Origin of the sequence: Barnesiella viscericola DSM 18177 (assembly GCF_000512915.1) — a bacterium.
Taxonomy (GTDB): domain Bacteria; phylum Bacteroidota; class Bacteroidia; order Bacteroidales; family Barnesiellaceae; genus Barnesiella; species Barnesiella viscericola.
This window is the reverse complement of record NZ_CP007034.1, coordinates 2,198,191-2,213,501: the sequence shown is the minus strand read 5'-3', so window position 1 is coordinate 2,213,501 and position 15,311 is coordinate 2,198,191. Positions and strand designations below refer to the sequence as shown.

General features: G+C 53.8%; 13 protein-coding genes. 9 read left to right on the top strand and 4 right to left on the bottom strand.

Annotated elements, in window-relative coordinates:
- The first annotated feature begins 2 nt into the window (after nt 1–2).
- Nucleotides 3–650, top strand: coding sequence for a 4'-phosphopantetheinyl transferase family protein (locus BARVI_RS13020; RefSeq protein WP_025278934.1), 648 nt, complete (start codon nt 3–5; stop codon nt 648–650).
- On the opposite strand, the gene BARVI_RS09065 is transcribed toward BARVI_RS13020, so the two are convergent.
- The 3 genes from BARVI_RS09065 to BARVI_RS09055 all read right to left on the bottom strand — a co-directional run bounded on the left by BARVI_RS09065 (nt 642) and on the right by BARVI_RS09055 (nt 3,471).
- On the bottom strand, nt 642–842 hold the full coding sequence (locus tag BARVI_RS09065) for a heavy metal-associated domain-containing protein (protein ID WP_038534328.1): 201 nt from the start codon (nt 840–842) through the stop codon (nt 642–644). The genes BARVI_RS13020 and BARVI_RS09065 overlap by 9 nt on opposite strands.
- Before the next feature lie 30 nt (nt 843–872).
- A complete protein-coding gene (locus tag BARVI_RS09060) occupies nt 873–3,029 on the bottom strand; it encodes a heavy metal translocating P-type ATPase (RefSeq protein ID WP_025278932.1) in 2,157 nt (718 codons plus the stop codon).
- A 76-nt stretch (nt 3,030–3,105) separates the two neighbouring features.
- Nucleotides 3,106–3,471, bottom strand: a complete 366-nt coding sequence (locus BARVI_RS09055; RefSeq protein ID WP_025278931.1) for a bactofilin family protein — start codon at nt 3,469–3,471, stop codon at nt 3,106–3,108.
- Between the two features lie 283 nt (nt 3,472–3,754).
- Here BARVI_RS09055 and BARVI_RS09050 point away from each other — a divergent pair, with 283 nt between their 5' ends.
- A complete protein-coding gene (locus BARVI_RS09050) occupies nt 3,755–5,128 on the top strand; it encodes an MATE family efflux transporter (protein ID WP_025278930.1) in 1,374 nt (457 codons plus the stop codon).
- Nucleotides 5,129–5,189: 61 nt separating this feature from the next.
- Here BARVI_RS09050 and BARVI_RS09045 read toward each other — a convergent pair whose 3' ends face one another.
- Entirely contained in the window at nt 5,190–5,984 is a 795-nt protein-coding gene (locus BARVI_RS09045; RefSeq protein WP_025278929.1) for a DeoR/GlpR family DNA-binding transcription regulator, read from the bottom strand.
- Nucleotides 5,985–6,283: 299 nt separating this feature from the next.
- Here BARVI_RS09045 and glpA point away from each other — a divergent pair, with 299 nt between their 5' ends.
- The 7 genes from glpA to folB all read left to right on the top strand — a co-directional run bounded on the left by glpA (nt 6,284) and on the right by folB (nt 15,310).
- Nucleotides 6,284–7,903, top strand: a complete 1,620-nt coding sequence (gene glpA / locus BARVI_RS09040) for an anaerobic glycerol-3-phosphate dehydrogenase subunit A (RefSeq protein ID WP_025278928.1) — start codon at nt 6,284–6,286, stop codon at nt 7,901–7,903.
- On the top strand, nt 7,900–9,141 hold the full coding sequence (glpB, locus tag BARVI_RS09035) for a glycerol-3-phosphate dehydrogenase subunit GlpB (protein ID WP_025278927.1): 1,242 nt from the start codon (nt 7,900–7,902) through the stop codon (nt 9,139–9,141). Before glpA ends, glpB begins: the two co-directional genes overlap by 4 nt.
- A 7-nt stretch (nt 9,142–9,148) precedes the next feature.
- The gene (gene glpC, locus BARVI_RS09030; protein ID WP_025278926.1) at nt 9,149–10,396 is read left to right on the top strand and encodes an anaerobic glycerol-3-phosphate dehydrogenase subunit GlpC; all 1,248 of its coding nucleotides are present in this window, start codon (nt 9,149–9,151) and stop codon (nt 10,394–10,396) included.
- A gap of 39 nt (nt 10,397–10,435) precedes the next feature.
- Nucleotides 10,436–11,827: a phosphoglycerate transporter protein PgtP gene (gene pgtP, locus BARVI_RS09025; RefSeq protein ID WP_025278925.1), complete on the top strand. Its 1,392-nt coding sequence runs from the start codon at nt 10,436–10,438 to the stop codon at nt 11,825–11,827.
- A gap of 136 nt (nt 11,828–11,963) precedes the next feature.
- Nucleotides 11,964–13,298 (top strand): glycerophosphodiester phosphodiesterase family protein, encoded by a 1,335-nt coding sequence (locus BARVI_RS13015; RefSeq protein ID WP_084547032.1) that lies wholly within the window; start codon nt 11,964–11,966, stop codon nt 13,296–13,298.
- A 28-nt stretch (nt 13,299–13,326) separates the two neighbouring features.
- The gene (locus BARVI_RS09015; protein ID WP_025278923.1) at nt 13,327–14,700 is read left to right on the top strand and encodes an OprO/OprP family phosphate-selective porin; all 1,374 of its coding nucleotides are present in this window, start codon (nt 13,327–13,329) and stop codon (nt 14,698–14,700) included.
- A gap of 256 nt (nt 14,701–14,956) precedes the next feature.
- Nucleotides 14,957–15,310, top strand: a complete 354-nt coding sequence (gene folB / locus BARVI_RS09005; RefSeq protein ID WP_025278921.1) for a dihydroneopterin aldolase — start codon at nt 14,957–14,959, stop codon at nt 15,308–15,310.
- Nucleotide 15,311 lies beyond the last annotated feature (1 nt).

The following is a 15,311-nucleotide window of genomic DNA, read 5'->3' as shown; positions in this document are numbered from 1 at the left end:
CCATGCCGTTTCACACCCACATATCGACCCCGACCGGTGCAAGCATCGCCCTTTGGCACCTCACCGAAACGGAGGAGACTCTGGCGTCCCTGCTCGGCGACGAGGCGTACAGACAACTGTCGAGCCAGGGACTGTCGCCCAAACGATTCTGTGAACAGGCGGCCACCCGGCTGTTGCTGGACCGCCTCGACGAGACCCGCGGAGGTATTCTGGCCCACACACGCGAGGGGCAGCCCTATCTGACCAACCGTGCCGGACACCTCTCCATCTCGCACACCCGGCAATGGGTGGCCATCGCCTGGCACCCCACACGCCCCGTGGGAATAGACATCGAGCGGCAGGGCGCCCAAATAGAACGCGTAGCCGCTCGAGTATTCAACGAAAATGAGTTGCAGGCGCACACCGAATCGCCTCACTCGCACACCCTGTGGCTGCACCTGTGCTGGTCGGCCAAAGAGGCACTATTCAAAGCGATGCCCGAGGCGGGGGTAGACTTTCGCACACAACTGCACGTCACTCCACCCGACACAATCGACCACGAAGGGCTCTTTACCGCCGTCGAGAGCCGCACATCGGCCCACGACCGCTACACCCTGTGGTATGCCACCCACGACGAGTGGGTGATGGTCTGCGCCACTCCCTTACCGTAATTCGGCTTTGAAGCCTGCCGCACGTACGGCATCGACCACCCGCTCGGCGGACACGTCGGCATTGACAGTCAGCAATTTATCGGGAGTAGACAAATCGAGGCTCCACTGATCGGGAGTAAGAAACTGATTCAACTGTTCGCCAATCTTGGCTACACAACCGGCACACTTGGCCGAAGTCTTTACTTGTATCATCTTTATTTTGTTTTTAAACGGGTTATTTTTTTATCGTAACCGCAAACTGTTGAGTACTACCGATACCGAGCTGAATGCCATGGCCGCACTGGCCCACATGGGGGTAAGCAACAGCCCTACGGGATAAAGCACACCGGCTGCCACGGGGATACACACCACGTTGTAGCCGAAGGCCCAGAACAGATTCTCGCGGATAATCCGCACCGTCCGGCGCGACAGGGTCACCGCCCGGGGCAACAGCAGCAGGTCGGAGTTCATCAAGGTCACCATGGCCACGTCCATGGCCACATCGGTACCCTTGCCCATGGCCACGCTCACATCGGCCCGGGCCAGCGCCTGCGAGTCGTTGATACCGTCGCCCACCATGGCCACACACTTGCCGGCCTGTTGCAACTCGGCTACAAAGCGCTCCTTATCGTCGGGCAACACGCCCCACCGATAGTGGTCGATACCGGCCGCCCGAGCCACCTCGGCTGCGGTCGACTCCTTGTCGCCGGTGAGCATATAGACCTCGATGCCGCAGCGTTTCAACTGCTCCACCGCCTCGCGCGAGGTGGCCTTCAAGGCATCTTTCACCTCGAAGAGAGCCAACAGCTCCCGGTCGTTCCCGAAATAGGCGGTATATCCATCGGGCACCGAAACACCCGGCAGGCGCTCCTCGGCCAGGGCCCGATTGCCCACCCAGAAGGTGGTTCCGCCGCTGGTGCAGGTCACCCCGCGCCCCGTGAGGCTCTCAAAGTCGGCCAAATCGTCGGCCGGGCGATAGCCCCGTTGCCGCAACGTATCGGCCAGAGCCAGGGCCAACGGGTGTTCCGACCGCGTCTCGGCGGCCAGCAACACGGGGGCAAACTGTTCGAAATCGGGATAGAGCTGCTCGTCGACTACCTGCGGGTGCCCCTCGGTGAGGGTTCCCGTCTTATCGAGAACGACGGCATTGACCCGGCACATGTTTTCCAGGGCAAAGGCATCTTTAATGAGGATATGTTGCTGTGCCGCCTTGCCTATCCCCACCGTCAAGGCCGTGGGGGTAGCCAACCCGAGGGCACAGGGGCAGGCGATTACCAGCACCGAGACGGCACTCAACAGAGCGTAGGGGAACATGCCCCACCCAGACACGGCCACCCAGATCGTGAAGGTGAGTATGGCCAGTGCGATAACCGTGGGAACAAAGACGGCCGACACCTTATCGACAATACCCTGCACGGGAGCCTTGCTTCCCTGAGCCTCGCGCACCATGCGCACCATGCGCGAGAGTACCGTATCGGCTCCCGAAGCCTCGACCTGTATGAGGAAAGCGCCCCGCTGGTTGAGGGTCCCGGCCAGCACCCGGTCGCCGGATTGCTTGGCCACTGCCTCCGACTCGCCGCTAATCATACTCTCGTCGACATACGACGACCCTTCGAGCAACACGCCGTCGACCGGAATCTTCTCGCCGGGACGCACACTCACCCGATTGCCGGGACGCAGCATGCCGATGGGCACATCGCGCTCCTCGCCGCTCTCGTCGACCAGACGGGCCGTCTTGGGTTGCAGTCCCATGAGCGAGCGAATCGAAGCCGACGTACTCTGCTTGGCCCGTGCTTCAAGCAACTTGCCCGAGAGGACAAAGGCGATAATCATCGCCACCGATTCGTAGTAGACGTGGGGAACCAGCCCCAGCGATTCCCAGAACCGGGGATAGATGGTCGTGAACAGACTGAAAACAAACGACACGGCCGTGCTGAGCATGACCAGCGTGTCCATGTTGGCACGGCCCTTTCGGGCGGCCTTCCAGCCCGAGGTATAGAACGAGCGGCCCAGATAGAGCACCGGCAAGGTGAGCACCATCAAAAGCCACATCAGCCAAATCGGAGGCTCATGAAAACACATCGAAAGCACCATCACCGGAATACCGAAAATCCAGGCCCCCACGGTGCGGCGTTTCTGTGCAACATAGTGCCGGCGTTCGGCATCGGCGGCATCGGCCTCGGCATTCTCCGAGATGACCAGATCGTATCCTGCCGACTGCACAGCCGTCTGCATATCTCTCAACGAAATTTTCTTGGGATCATAAACCACCTGCAAGGTGTTGGCCGAAAAATTGACCGAAGCCTCGGCCACTCCCGGCAATTCGCTCACGGTCTTCTCGACCGTAGCCGCGCACACGGCGCAGCTCATGTCCAAAACGGGTATTACTTGTTTCTCCATACGTTTTCCTTTCGGTCAGACTCTTAACACCCCTGGCCGGTTTTTGCTCATCGCCCACCCCGATCGTCCAAACGAATCAAGCCACACTGCTCTCGTCGAGCGGCGGCTGCATGGTGCATTTGCCATTCAACACCGCTCCCGGTTCTATGGCTAGACGACGGGCCTGTATATCGCCTTCGAGCGACGAGGTGGCTTTCAACACCAACATCTCGGCCACCATCACGTTGCCGGTAATGCGACCCACCACCTCGGCATTCACGGCCACGATGTCGCCAATCACTTGGCCCGTCTCTCCGATAACGACCTTGCCCTGGCATTCCAATCGTCCTTCGAGCGTGCCGTCGATACGAATGTCTTTCTGCGAAACAATCTTACCTACAATGGTAGTCTCTGCGGTGAGCGCATTGTGCGCCATGCCCGAAAAAGTATTCTCCTTTGCCATATCTGTATCTTGTTTTTATATCCACAAGGCCATGCCAACCGCCATCGAGTTGCGCCTGCCCAGGCGAGAGTCTATATTTACATCTCGTGCAAAAGTAGAAAGAATCTCCCGAAATATCCACATCGGGTCTGATAATCATTGCAAAAAGAGGTAATAATATTTTCGGTGCTCCCGGCAAAGTAGGAGTATATTTGCCGGGAGTACCGAAAAAAGGAGCGTTCCGAAAGAGACGACATCGCCCGATTCTTTATACCTTTGCCCCGACTTAATCCCAAGCGCAACCATGTCGACCCCACACCTGAACCTCACCGAAGGGGGCATCACCGGAACCCTGCTGCGGTTTACCCTGCCCATGATGGCCGGAGCCCTGTTGCAGCAATGCTACAACATCGCCGATACCCTCATCGTGGGGCAGTTTATCGGCCCCGCGGCCTTGGCAGCCGTAGGGTCGGCCTATACGCTCATGGTCTTTCTCTGCTCGATTCTGCTGGGTCTATCGCTGGGCAGCAGCACAGTCTTCTCCCAACAATACGGCCGGGGCGATCTCCCGGCCCTGCGCCACAGCACCTATGTGGCCTTCGTCCTGATTCTGGCCATTACCCTCGTGCTCAACCTGGTCGCATTCCTTGCACTCGACCCCATACTGCGATTTCTGCAAGTACCGGCCGAGGTCTACCCGCTCATGCGCGACTACCTGTGGATTATCTTTTGGGGCATTCTCTTCACCTTTATCTATAACTTCTATGCTGCCCTGCTGCGTGCCGTGGGTGACTCGGTGACTCCGTTGTGGTTCCTTTCGTTGTCGGTCGTGCTCAATATCGGGCTCGACCTCTTCTTTATCCTGCTGCTACACTGGGGTATACAAGGGGCTGCTGCCGCAACCGTCATCGCCCAAGGTGCCGCCGCACTGGGTATCGCCCTGTACACCCACCTCAAACGCCCCGAACTGAGAATCCGCCGCCGCGATCTCTATTTCGACCGGGCTACGCTGAAAGAGATTACCGCCTTCTCAACTCTCACCTGTGTGCAACAGTCGGTGATGAACCTGGGCATTCTGCTGGTACAGGGGTTGGTCAACAGTTTCGGCACCGTGGTGATGGCCGCCTTTGCCGCCGCCGTCAAGATAGACTCCTTTGCCTATATGCCGGTACAGGAGTTTGGCAATGCCTTCTCGACCTTCGTGGCCCAAAACTTCGGGGCTTGCAAACGGCAACGCATTCGCCGGGGCATGCGCCAGGCTCTACTCATCACCTGCCTCTTCTCCCTCGCCGTTTCGCTACTGATATTTATTTTTGCCGAACCCCTCATGCTCATCTTCGTCAAGCCCGATGAACAGGAGATACTACGCATCGGCGCCCAATACCTGCGCATCGAGGGAGCCTTCTATGCCCTCATCGGCATTCTCTTCCTACTCTACGGATACTATCGGTCGATGCGCATGCCGGGCATGTCGGTCATACTCACCGTGCTGTCGCTGGGCACACGGGTAGCTCTGGCCTACGTCCTGGCCTCGCTGCCAGCCGTAGGAGTAACCGGCATCTGGTGGTCGATCCCCATCGGTTGGTTCATCGCCGACCTTGTCGGGTTCATCTATTACCAGATTTCGTCACCGCGTCTCTATCGGGCCATGGCGACAGCAATCGGCTCCAGCCAGTAACTCTCTATATTTCAACAGGATTTTCTATGTATTAATAGAGTGTGTCCCTTTTAATCATTCATCAACTGCGGCCGGAGGGTATTGGCAACGGATCATCGGCGATGGTCAGGACGATACCCATCTCCTCAATGCGCTTGGCAATCGCCGGCGAGACCTTCGAATCAGTGATAATCTGGTCGACATCCTCCATGTCAGAGATTTTGCTGAATCCGCGCCGTCCGAATTTGGACGAATCGGCCAGCACAATGGTCTTCTGGGCCGTCCGCATCATCACCCGGTTGAGACTCGCCTCCATCATGTCGGTCGTTGTAATCCCGAAATCCAAGTCGATACCGTCGACCCCCAGGAAAAGTTTGCTGCACGAAAAGTCGGCAAGTGCCGCCTCGGCATACTTGCCCACTACCGACAGACTGCTGTGCCGCAAGATCCCCCCCAACTCGATAATGTCGATATTGCGGTCTTTCGACAAGATGATGGCGACTTGCAGCGAAGCTGTAATCACGGTGAGCTTGTCGGTCGTCTGGATACAGCGGGCCAAAGCATGCATGGTCGTCCCCGACGCAATCAAAATGGAGTCCTTTTTCGCAATTAAACTTGCAGCTTGCATTCCGATAAGCCTCTTCTCTTCGGTATAAAACTTTTCCTTTTCGTTTACGTTTCGGTCGTTGATATATGGATTAATCAAAATCGCCTTCCCGTGATTCCGATAGAGTTTCTTCTCCTTCTCCAAATCGGTCAAATCCTTTCGTATCGTAACCGACGAAACATTCAAATGCTCGGCCAGGTCAGTAACCAGTATGGAATTATGCTGCATCAACAACTCCAAAATAATGGAATGTCTCTCTTCTTTCGTCATAAGAACACTATCATTTATGTTTTTAATGCAAGTTAGTTCATTTTTAAAGAAATAAGGGGCTGTTTTGTGTTAAAAGAGCTGAATCGACCAACCCTTTCATGCCTTATTATAATATGCTTCGATATATAACCCCATTACATATAGTCAAAGATATGAATTTCGTTTTGAAAACAATATTACATTCCAGTTACAAAAAAATTGCAGAAAAATTTCATTTGTATTAAAAAACTCTATATATTTGTTGCGATATGAAACAATACAGGTTTTATATCAACAAGAAAAAGGATAATATAATTACCATGAATCTCAACGGCAAAAGCAATGAATATGATGTCATCATCATCGGAGGTGGCATAACGGGAGCAGGTACAGCGAGAGACTGTTCCTTGCGAGGTATGAGAGTTTTGCTATTGGAACGTTTCGATTTCGCTGCGGGAGCGACGGGTCGCAACCATGGCTTGTTGCACAGCGGAGCCCGCTATGCCGTCACCGACAAGGAATCGGCCTCGGAGTGTATCAAGGAAAACATGATACTCCGAAAGATTGCTCGGCATTGTGTCGAAGAGAACAACGGGCTGTTTATCTCTCTACCCGAAGACGATATAAATTTCCAATCCAAATTTGTCGAATCGTGTCACGAAGCCGGCATCGATGCCCAAATCATCGACCCGGCCGAAGCCCGTCGCATAGAACCCTCGGTCAACCCCAACCTGATCGGAGCGGTCAAGGTACCCGACGGCTCGGTCGATCCCTTCCGGCTTACCTTGGCCAACATCATCGACGCCAAGGCTCACGGTGCCCAAATACTGGTTTATCACGAAGTGACGGCTCTCATTAAGGAGCAGGGCCGCGTGATAGGCGTTGCCGTATGGGATCACAAGAAAAAAGAGTCGACCAACTACTACGCCCCGCTTACCATCAACGCCGGTGGTATCTGGGGACACAACATTGCCAAGATGGCCGGAATCGAGGTAGGCATGTACCCCGCCAAAGGTTCGCTGCTCATCTTCGGCCACCGGGTCAACAACGTCGTACTCAACCGTTGCCGCAAACCGGCCGATGCCGACATCCTGGTACCCGGCGATACCATCTGCCTCATCGGTACCACGTCGAGCCACGTGGGATTTGACGAGGTCGACGACATGCGGGTAACCTCGGAAGAGGTCGACCTGCTGTTGCGCGAAGGCGAGAAACTGGCCCCAGCCCTCGCCACCACGCGTATCCTGCGCGCCTATGCCGGTGTGCGCCCGCTGGTCGCCGCCGACAACGACCCCACGGGCCGCAACATCAGCCGGGGCATCGTGCTGCTCGACCACGAGACCCGCGACGGAGTGCCCGGCTTTGCCACCATCACGGGAGGCAAACTGATGACCTACCGCCTGATGGCCGAGAAGGCCACCGACCTGGCCTGTGCCAAACTGGGTATCGACAAACCCTGCACGACCATGAACGAGCCCCTGCCCGGTTCACGGAACGAGGAGCCCGAATCGACCGACAAGAAACACGCCACCAGCCCCATCAGACGTTCGACCATCGGCCGCCACGGCGACCTGGCTGCCCGGATTTCCACCGACAACGAGGTGGACAACAGCCTCGTATGCGAATGCGAAGATGTGTCGGTAGGCGAAGTAAAATATGCTCTGAAAGAGCTCGACGTACACAACATGGAGGACCTGCGCCACCGCACCCGCGTGGGCATGGGTACCTGCCAAGGCGAACTCTGCGCCTGCCGGGCCGCCGGTCTGCTGAGCGAGGCGCACAACTGCGCCCACCAGGCCAAAGCCGACCTGGCCCGATTCCTGAACGAACGCTGGAAAGGCATGTACCCCGTAGCCTGGGGCGAAGCCCTTCGGGAAGGCGAATATACCCAATGGGTCTACAAAGGATTATGTGGAATGAATAAAATGGAAGAGAAATGAAATTCGATACCGTAATTATTGGAGGAGGTTTGGCCGGCCTGACTTGTGGCATTCGCTTGCAGCAGGCAGGCACGAAATGTGCCATCGTATCGGCCGGACAGAGTGCATTGCATTTTTCTTCGGGTTCATTCGATTTGCTGAACGAGCTACCCGACGGGACTCCCGTAAGCAACCCCGAAGAGGCTGTGGCTCAACTCGACAAGAGCCACCCTTACGCCAAGATAGGCGACCGCTTTACCCACTATGCCCAAGAGGCCAAACAGCTGCTCATCGCATCGGGCGTTGGGGTACACGGCGACTCGAAACACAACACCTATCGCATATCGCCCATGGGAACGGCCCTGCCTACCTGGCTCACGCTCGACGACTTCACCACGCTGGAATCACCCGACGAGCTGAAAGGCAAAAAGATATTGCTGGTCAACATCACCGGCTTCCTCGATTTCAACACCAAGTTCGTGGCCGACGCCTTCGAGACCGCCGGAGCCTCGTGCCAGATTGTCGCCATCTCGCTGCCCGAGTTTGAACGGTTGCGCCAAAGTCCCACCGAGATGCGGTCGGCCAACATCGCCCGCGTCATGGAATCGGGAAGCGTTCTCGAAACCTTTATCGCCCGGCTGCAAGAGAAGAGCAAAGGGTTCGACATCGTAGCCGTACCGGCCATCTTCGGACTTGCGTCGTCACAGACAGTAAGCACACTGAAAAAACAACTCGACATACCGGTATACGTCATTTCCACCATGCCCCCCTCGGTTCCCGGCATACGCACCCAGCAACGGCTGCGCCACGTATTCGAGCAGGCCGGCGGATACTACATGCTGGGCGATACCGTAGTCAATGCCGAGACGGGCGACGGACGGGTGTACAGCGTCTACACCGTCAATCACGGCGACATCGCCTTGCAGGCCGACCACTTCGTGCTGGCATCGGGCAGCTTTTTCAGCAACGGACTGTATGCCCTCATGGACCGGGTGTTCGACCCCGTGTTCGATGCCGACGTCGAGTTTGACCCCAACCGCAACACGTGGTACAACCCCTCGGTATTCGCCTCACAGCGCTACCGCACCTTCGGCGTCGCTACCGACGAGCGGTTCCGGATAAAAATCCACGGAAAAATCCAAGAGAATGTATATGCAATCGGCTCGGTTTTGAGCGGCTTCGATGCCCTGCAAGAGGGCTGCGGAGCCGGAGTATCCCTGTTGACTGCCCTGTATGTGGCCGATAACTTGAAAAAATAGAGTAACGATGAATACGCAACAATATAACATCAGCGACAATAATTTTGAACAATGCCTCAAATGTACGGTATGCACCGTCTATTGTCCGGTTGTTCCCGTAAATCCCAACTACCCGGGTCCGAAACAGGCGGGTCCCGACGGCGAACGGTTACGGCTGAAAAGAGGCGAGTTTTTTGACGAAGCCCTCAAATACTGTCTGAACTGCAAACGCTGCGAGGTGGCTTGCCCCTCCAACGTGCGCATCGGCGACATTATCCAACTGGCCCGCATCAAATACAGTCAGAAGAAACCTTCGTTGCGCGACATGATTCTGGCCAATACCGACATCGTGGGCACCCTGTCGTCGACCTTCGCTCCCATCGTCAACACCACCGTAGCGCTGAAACCGGTAAAAGCGGTGATGGACAGCGTCTTGAAGATAGACAAGCACCGTACCTTCCCCAAGTATGCCGGGCAAACCTTTGTCAGCTGGTTCAAGAAAAACGCCGCCGACAAACAGGAGCTCTACCCCAACCACGTGAGCTTCTTCCACGGCTGCTACATCAACTACAACTACCCCCAGCTGGGCAAGGACGTGGTGAAGGTGATGAATGCCATCGGCTACGGCGTGCACCTGCTGGAAAAGGAGAAATGCTGTGGCGTGGCCCTCATCTCCAACGGGCTCATCAACCAGGCCAAGAAACAGGCCCACATCAATATCGAATCGATACGCAAATCGGTGAACGAAGAGAAACGTCCGGTTATCGCCGCCTCATCGACCTGTACCTTCACCATACGCGACGAATATCCCCACTTGCTGCAAGTCGAGAACGACGACGTGCGCGACTCGGTCGAACTGGCCACCCGCTTCATCTACCGGCTGCTCGAAGAGGGGAAAGTAAAACTGAAATTCCGCGACACCCAACCGGTGAGAGTCGCCTACCACACTCCCTGCCACATGGAGAAACTGGGGTGGGGCTACTACTCCATCGAACTGTTGCGGCAAATCCCCCATCTCGATCTGGTCGTGCTCGACTCGCAATGCTGCGGCATAGGCGGTACCTACGGCTTCAAGAAAGAGAACTACCCCACCTCGCAAGGCATAGGCGAATCGCTCTTCAACCAAATCAAGGCAGCAGGCGTGCAATACGTAGCCACCGACTGCGAGACCTGCAAATGGCAAATCGAGATGTCCACCCCCTACGAGGTGAAACACCCGATCAGCATCTTGGCCGAGGCCATCGACGTAGAAGGAACCATGAAACTGAACAAATAAACAATTATCTTATAAATCTTACATTAAAATCTAATTATCATGTGGAACTTTATGGCACCCCCTGCCTACAAGCCGGAACTCCCGGCCGACCAGATAGACTCCCGCTATAAGAGTCTGAGATGGCAGGTATTCTTAGGAATTTTTATTGGTTACGCAGGTTACTACATTGTCCGCAAGAACTTCTCCATGGCCATTCCCGAGCTGGCTCAGTTTGGCTACGAAAAGGGAGAGCTGAGTATCGTTTTGTCTATGAACGCCATAGCCTATGCCCTCTCGAAGTTCTTGATGGGTAGTGTATCGGACCGCAGCAATGCGCGGGTATTCCTCCCGTTGGGCTTGATTCTGGCCTCCCTATCCATGATGTTCATGATTGTTCCCGTTGTTGCCTTCGGCCCCGAAAATAAAGGTTGGGCTATCTTCATGATGGCTGCCCTCAACTTCCTGGTAGGTTGGTTCAACGGTATGGGTTGGCCCCCGTGCGGACGTGTGATGACTCACTGGTTCTCGGTAAAAGAGCGTGGTACCAAGATGGCTATCTGGAACTGTGCTCACAACGTGGGCGGCGCCCTGGTAGGCCCGATGGCTGTTTATGGCGCCATCTGGTTCGGTTCGTGGTTCTACGGAGCCGACACGACTCACTACTTCCTCATCGGAACCTATGTATTCCCGTCGGCCGTAGCTATCCTTATCGCTCTCTTCGCCTACGTGTTGATTCGCGACACCCCGCAATCGTGCGGACTGCCCTCGATTGAGAAATATCGCAACGACTATCCCCGCAATTACAGCGCCAAACAGGAAGAGGTGCTGACCACGAAAGAGATCTTCTTCAAGTATGTGCTCAACAACAAGATGCTGTGGTTCATCGCCATCGCCAACGCCTTCGTCTACATGGTACGCTACGGCTGCCTCGACTGGGCTCCCACCTTCCTGAAAGAGGCTCAGGGCTACGACATCAAAGAGGCCGGTTGGGCCTACTTCGCCTACGAATTTGCCGCCATACCGGGCACGCTCTTCTGCGGTTGGGTAAGCGACAAACTCTTCAAGGGCCGCCGGGCCATCACCACCATCATCTTCATGCTCATTGTGGCCGTGTTTATCTTCACCTACTGGCAATTCTCCGACAACTACACGCTGGTAACCCTGTCGCTTATCGCCATCGGTTTCTTCATCTACGGCCCGGTGATGCTGATTGGTGTACAGGCTCTCGACCTGGCTCCGAAAAACGCAGCCGGTACATCGGCCGGTCTGACGGGATTCTTCGGTTACTTCTTCGGTACCGCTATCCTGGCCAACATCGTAATCGGTTACGTAGCCGAGCACGCCGGTTGGGACTGGACCTTTATCCTGCTGCTGGCAGCCTGCTTCCTGTCGATATTCTTTGTTAGCTTTACCTATAAAGAGGAACAATACCTGATTCAAAACAAGAAATAGGATTTCTTCATGAAATTATCCCCGAATAAAGGAGGTTTGTGAGCCCTGAAATCAATGGGCTCACGACCCTTCAAGGGGAGTCCCATTCCTTTGCACATTATGTAAAAACACTCTATAACCTAAAAATTTAATTAAAATGAAAGCAAAATCTATTCATTCAAGGTTGCTCTATGCCTTAGCATTAGCAACGACTCTTTCGACGACCTTCACATCGTGTCAGGAGGATGGTCGCACCGACGGCTACTCCACGTTCGATGTCCCTGAGCTCCTACCACTCAGCTCGGAACAAAAAGATGTGATCAACTACTTACCCAAAAATATCATTATTGCACACCGCGGAACTGAATTCTGGGCTCCCGAAGAGAGCGAAGCTGCCATGAGATGGGCAAGAAACATGGGTGCAGATTACCTCGAATGTGACCTTCAAAAGACCAAAGACGGTGTCATTCTCGCTCTTCACGATGAAAGTCTGCTGAGAACGACCGATGTAGAAGTTGTCTATCCCAACAGAAAGAACGACTATACAAGCGCATTCACCTATCAAGAACTGCTTAAACTGGATATCGGCTCCTGGTTCAACGAGGCCAATCCCGAACAGGCCCGCGCCTCTTTCGTGGGACAAGATATCTTGACCTTGGAAGATGTATTGGCCATTGCCGAAGGAAAACGCATCAAACGTGATGCCAACGGAAAACGTATCATCGTAACAGATGCAGAAGGCAACTATGTAAGAACCGAATATGAAGACGACCCCTTCGACAACGGAAACCGTCCCGGTGTTTACATCGAAACGAAAGCTCCCTACCTGTTCTCGGGAATGGAAGAGGCTCTGGCCAAATGCTTGACCGAAAACGGCTGGTATGCCGACAACATCGCCGACATGAAGAAAGTGGCCTACAAGAACGGACAACCGGGTGCCGTAGATATTGCCAATACTCCCGCCCGTATTATTGTACAGACCTTTGACGGTGCCGGCTTGGCAAACTTCCGCAAGGCATTCAAGAGACTTATTCCTATAGTTTACTTGATGTATGATATGAGCGGTAATCCTGCCACTTATGCCGACAAGATTAACTTTGCCATCAGAACAGGCGCTACCATCATGGGCCCGATGATCGACTATGTCGATGGTTATCCTTCGAGTCTGCTTCCTTGGCAAGGCGATATGATTCGTCGAACAGGCATGCACATTCACGCTTGGTCGTTCAACACCAATGAACAATACTTGAAATACACCGGCCCGTGGTGCGACCCCAACAAAGAGGGTGGTGAAGACAAAAACTACCTGGACGGCGCATTTACCAACTTGGCCGATATGGCTATCCGCTTCTACAACACCGAATTGCAACAATATGCCGATCAAGGTCTGAACTATTTCCGCTCCAATAGCAATCTTGGTATCGAAGACAACATTCACAAAAACAAACCCGTAAGAGACGCACGAGAAGTATTGGACGAACTGGGCTATTAATTTCATCACTTTTAAATCTTAGAAAAACATGAAAAAATATATTTTTATTTTAGGATTGTGTCTTTGTACCAGCGCCGCCAACGTATTTGCGCAAGAGAAAACCGAAGCACAGCAAGAACTGGACGCCTATATGGCCGACGGTATCGTCAAATTCAAATCAAAAGACAACAACTTCTCTTTCCGTGTAGGCGGTAGAGTTGCCATGGACGGAGCCTACTATTTCGATGATTTCACCGATCGGGGTTCGGGTGCAAAATTCCAGGCTGCCCGTATCAGATTGTTCAGCCAGATAGGAAAAGCCTTCGATATCAAACTAGACTTCGATCTGGCCTCTTCATCGGTCATCAAAGATGCCTATCTGAGATGGCACACCAACAAAAACGGTTTCTTGAAAGTAGGTAACTACGCCGAACCGTTCTCGGCTGAGAACATTCAAAGCTCGATGGACTATTCATTCATCAACAAATCGGCTACGGTAGAGGCCTTGGGCACAGGTCGTGCATTAGGTGTATCGTACCGTTACTACCACCCCTATTTCTGGGTTGAAGGTGGTTTGTTCTCGCAAAAACTGGCCACAGAGTACAACCAAGGTGATATGGGATACAGTGCTTCGGCCAGAATCTTGGGCCGTATGACCAACGACGACTGGAACTTCCACATCGGTGGATCGGTTAACTATCGCCGTCCCAACGCCAACGGGTTCACCAACGGTAGCGATGATTTCAACCGTAGCGTCGTTTATGCTTCGGGATTGGAGTCGAGTATCGACCAAACCAAATTCCTGAGTGCCACGGTCAATAACGTCAAGAGCGTATTCAAATATGGAATCGAGGGTATGGCCAACTTCCGTAACATCTACGTAAAAGGTGAATACATTTATTCACGCAACAACCGTGAAAGAGACTGGGAATATAATTTCCAAAGTTCCTTGGGTTCACTACTGTCGACCATGTTCCCCACCATGGAGGCTTATCAAAAATTCATGGGTGCCGATACCCCTGCCTGCTTCAGCGGCTATACGGTTGAAGCCGGTGTGCTCATCTTTGGCGGCAATTACAGCTACAACAGAGTGGACGCTCTTATGAATCGTCCCAAAGGCAAAACGCTCGAACTGGTTCTTCGCTATAACCACACCGATTTGAACGATATTGTCGATGGAAACATCTTCTATAACGGGGCATTCTACACCTCTTCCCTGCATGCTTCCTTTGGTTTGAAAGACCAAAGTATTGCCGGAGGTAAAGCCGATACGTTTACCGTAGGATTGAACTACTATGTAACCGACAACATCGTAACGAGACTGAACTACTCGTACCAGAAGGTAGACAATCAATACAACTTGCCGATGTCTCTCGACAAGAATCTGCACTCGATTCAGGCACGGGTTGCCTTTGAGTTCTAATCCACAGACATATCTGTAAAAACAGTTCTTATTTCACGCTCTGCAATCGCAGGCAACAGGCCCAGTCTACTTGTGATAAGTAGGCTGGGGCGACCATAAGAGACAGCGAGGGGAACGAAAAAGTCAACGTTGACTTTTTCGTTCCCCTCTTCTTTTTTCTCAGGACGAAATATTAGTTTAGGGTTCCTCCTCAAAAATAGGATTTCCGCTTGCCTCTACTCTCGCCTTTCACTATCTTTACCCAAAAGTTTTTCTTATGAAGACAGCGATACACATCGGCTCCATGCGCTTCTATGCCTATCATGGCGTATTGCCGCAGGAACAGAAAGCGGGCAACTATTTCAGGGTAGAGGCTACGCTCTATACCGATTTCTCGCGAGCACTCACCTCCGACGCTCTGACCGACACGGTCAACTATGCCGACATCTATCAGGTTATTGCCGACGAGATGGCCCACCCATCGCAACTGCTCGAGCATGTAGCCGGCCGCATCATTACAGCTCTCACCCACCAATTCCCCTCCATCACCGGCGGCAAGATCATCGTGACAAAAGAGAAACCTCCCATTACCGGCGATATTCGCGACGTCTCGGTCGTGGTCGAGTGGTAAT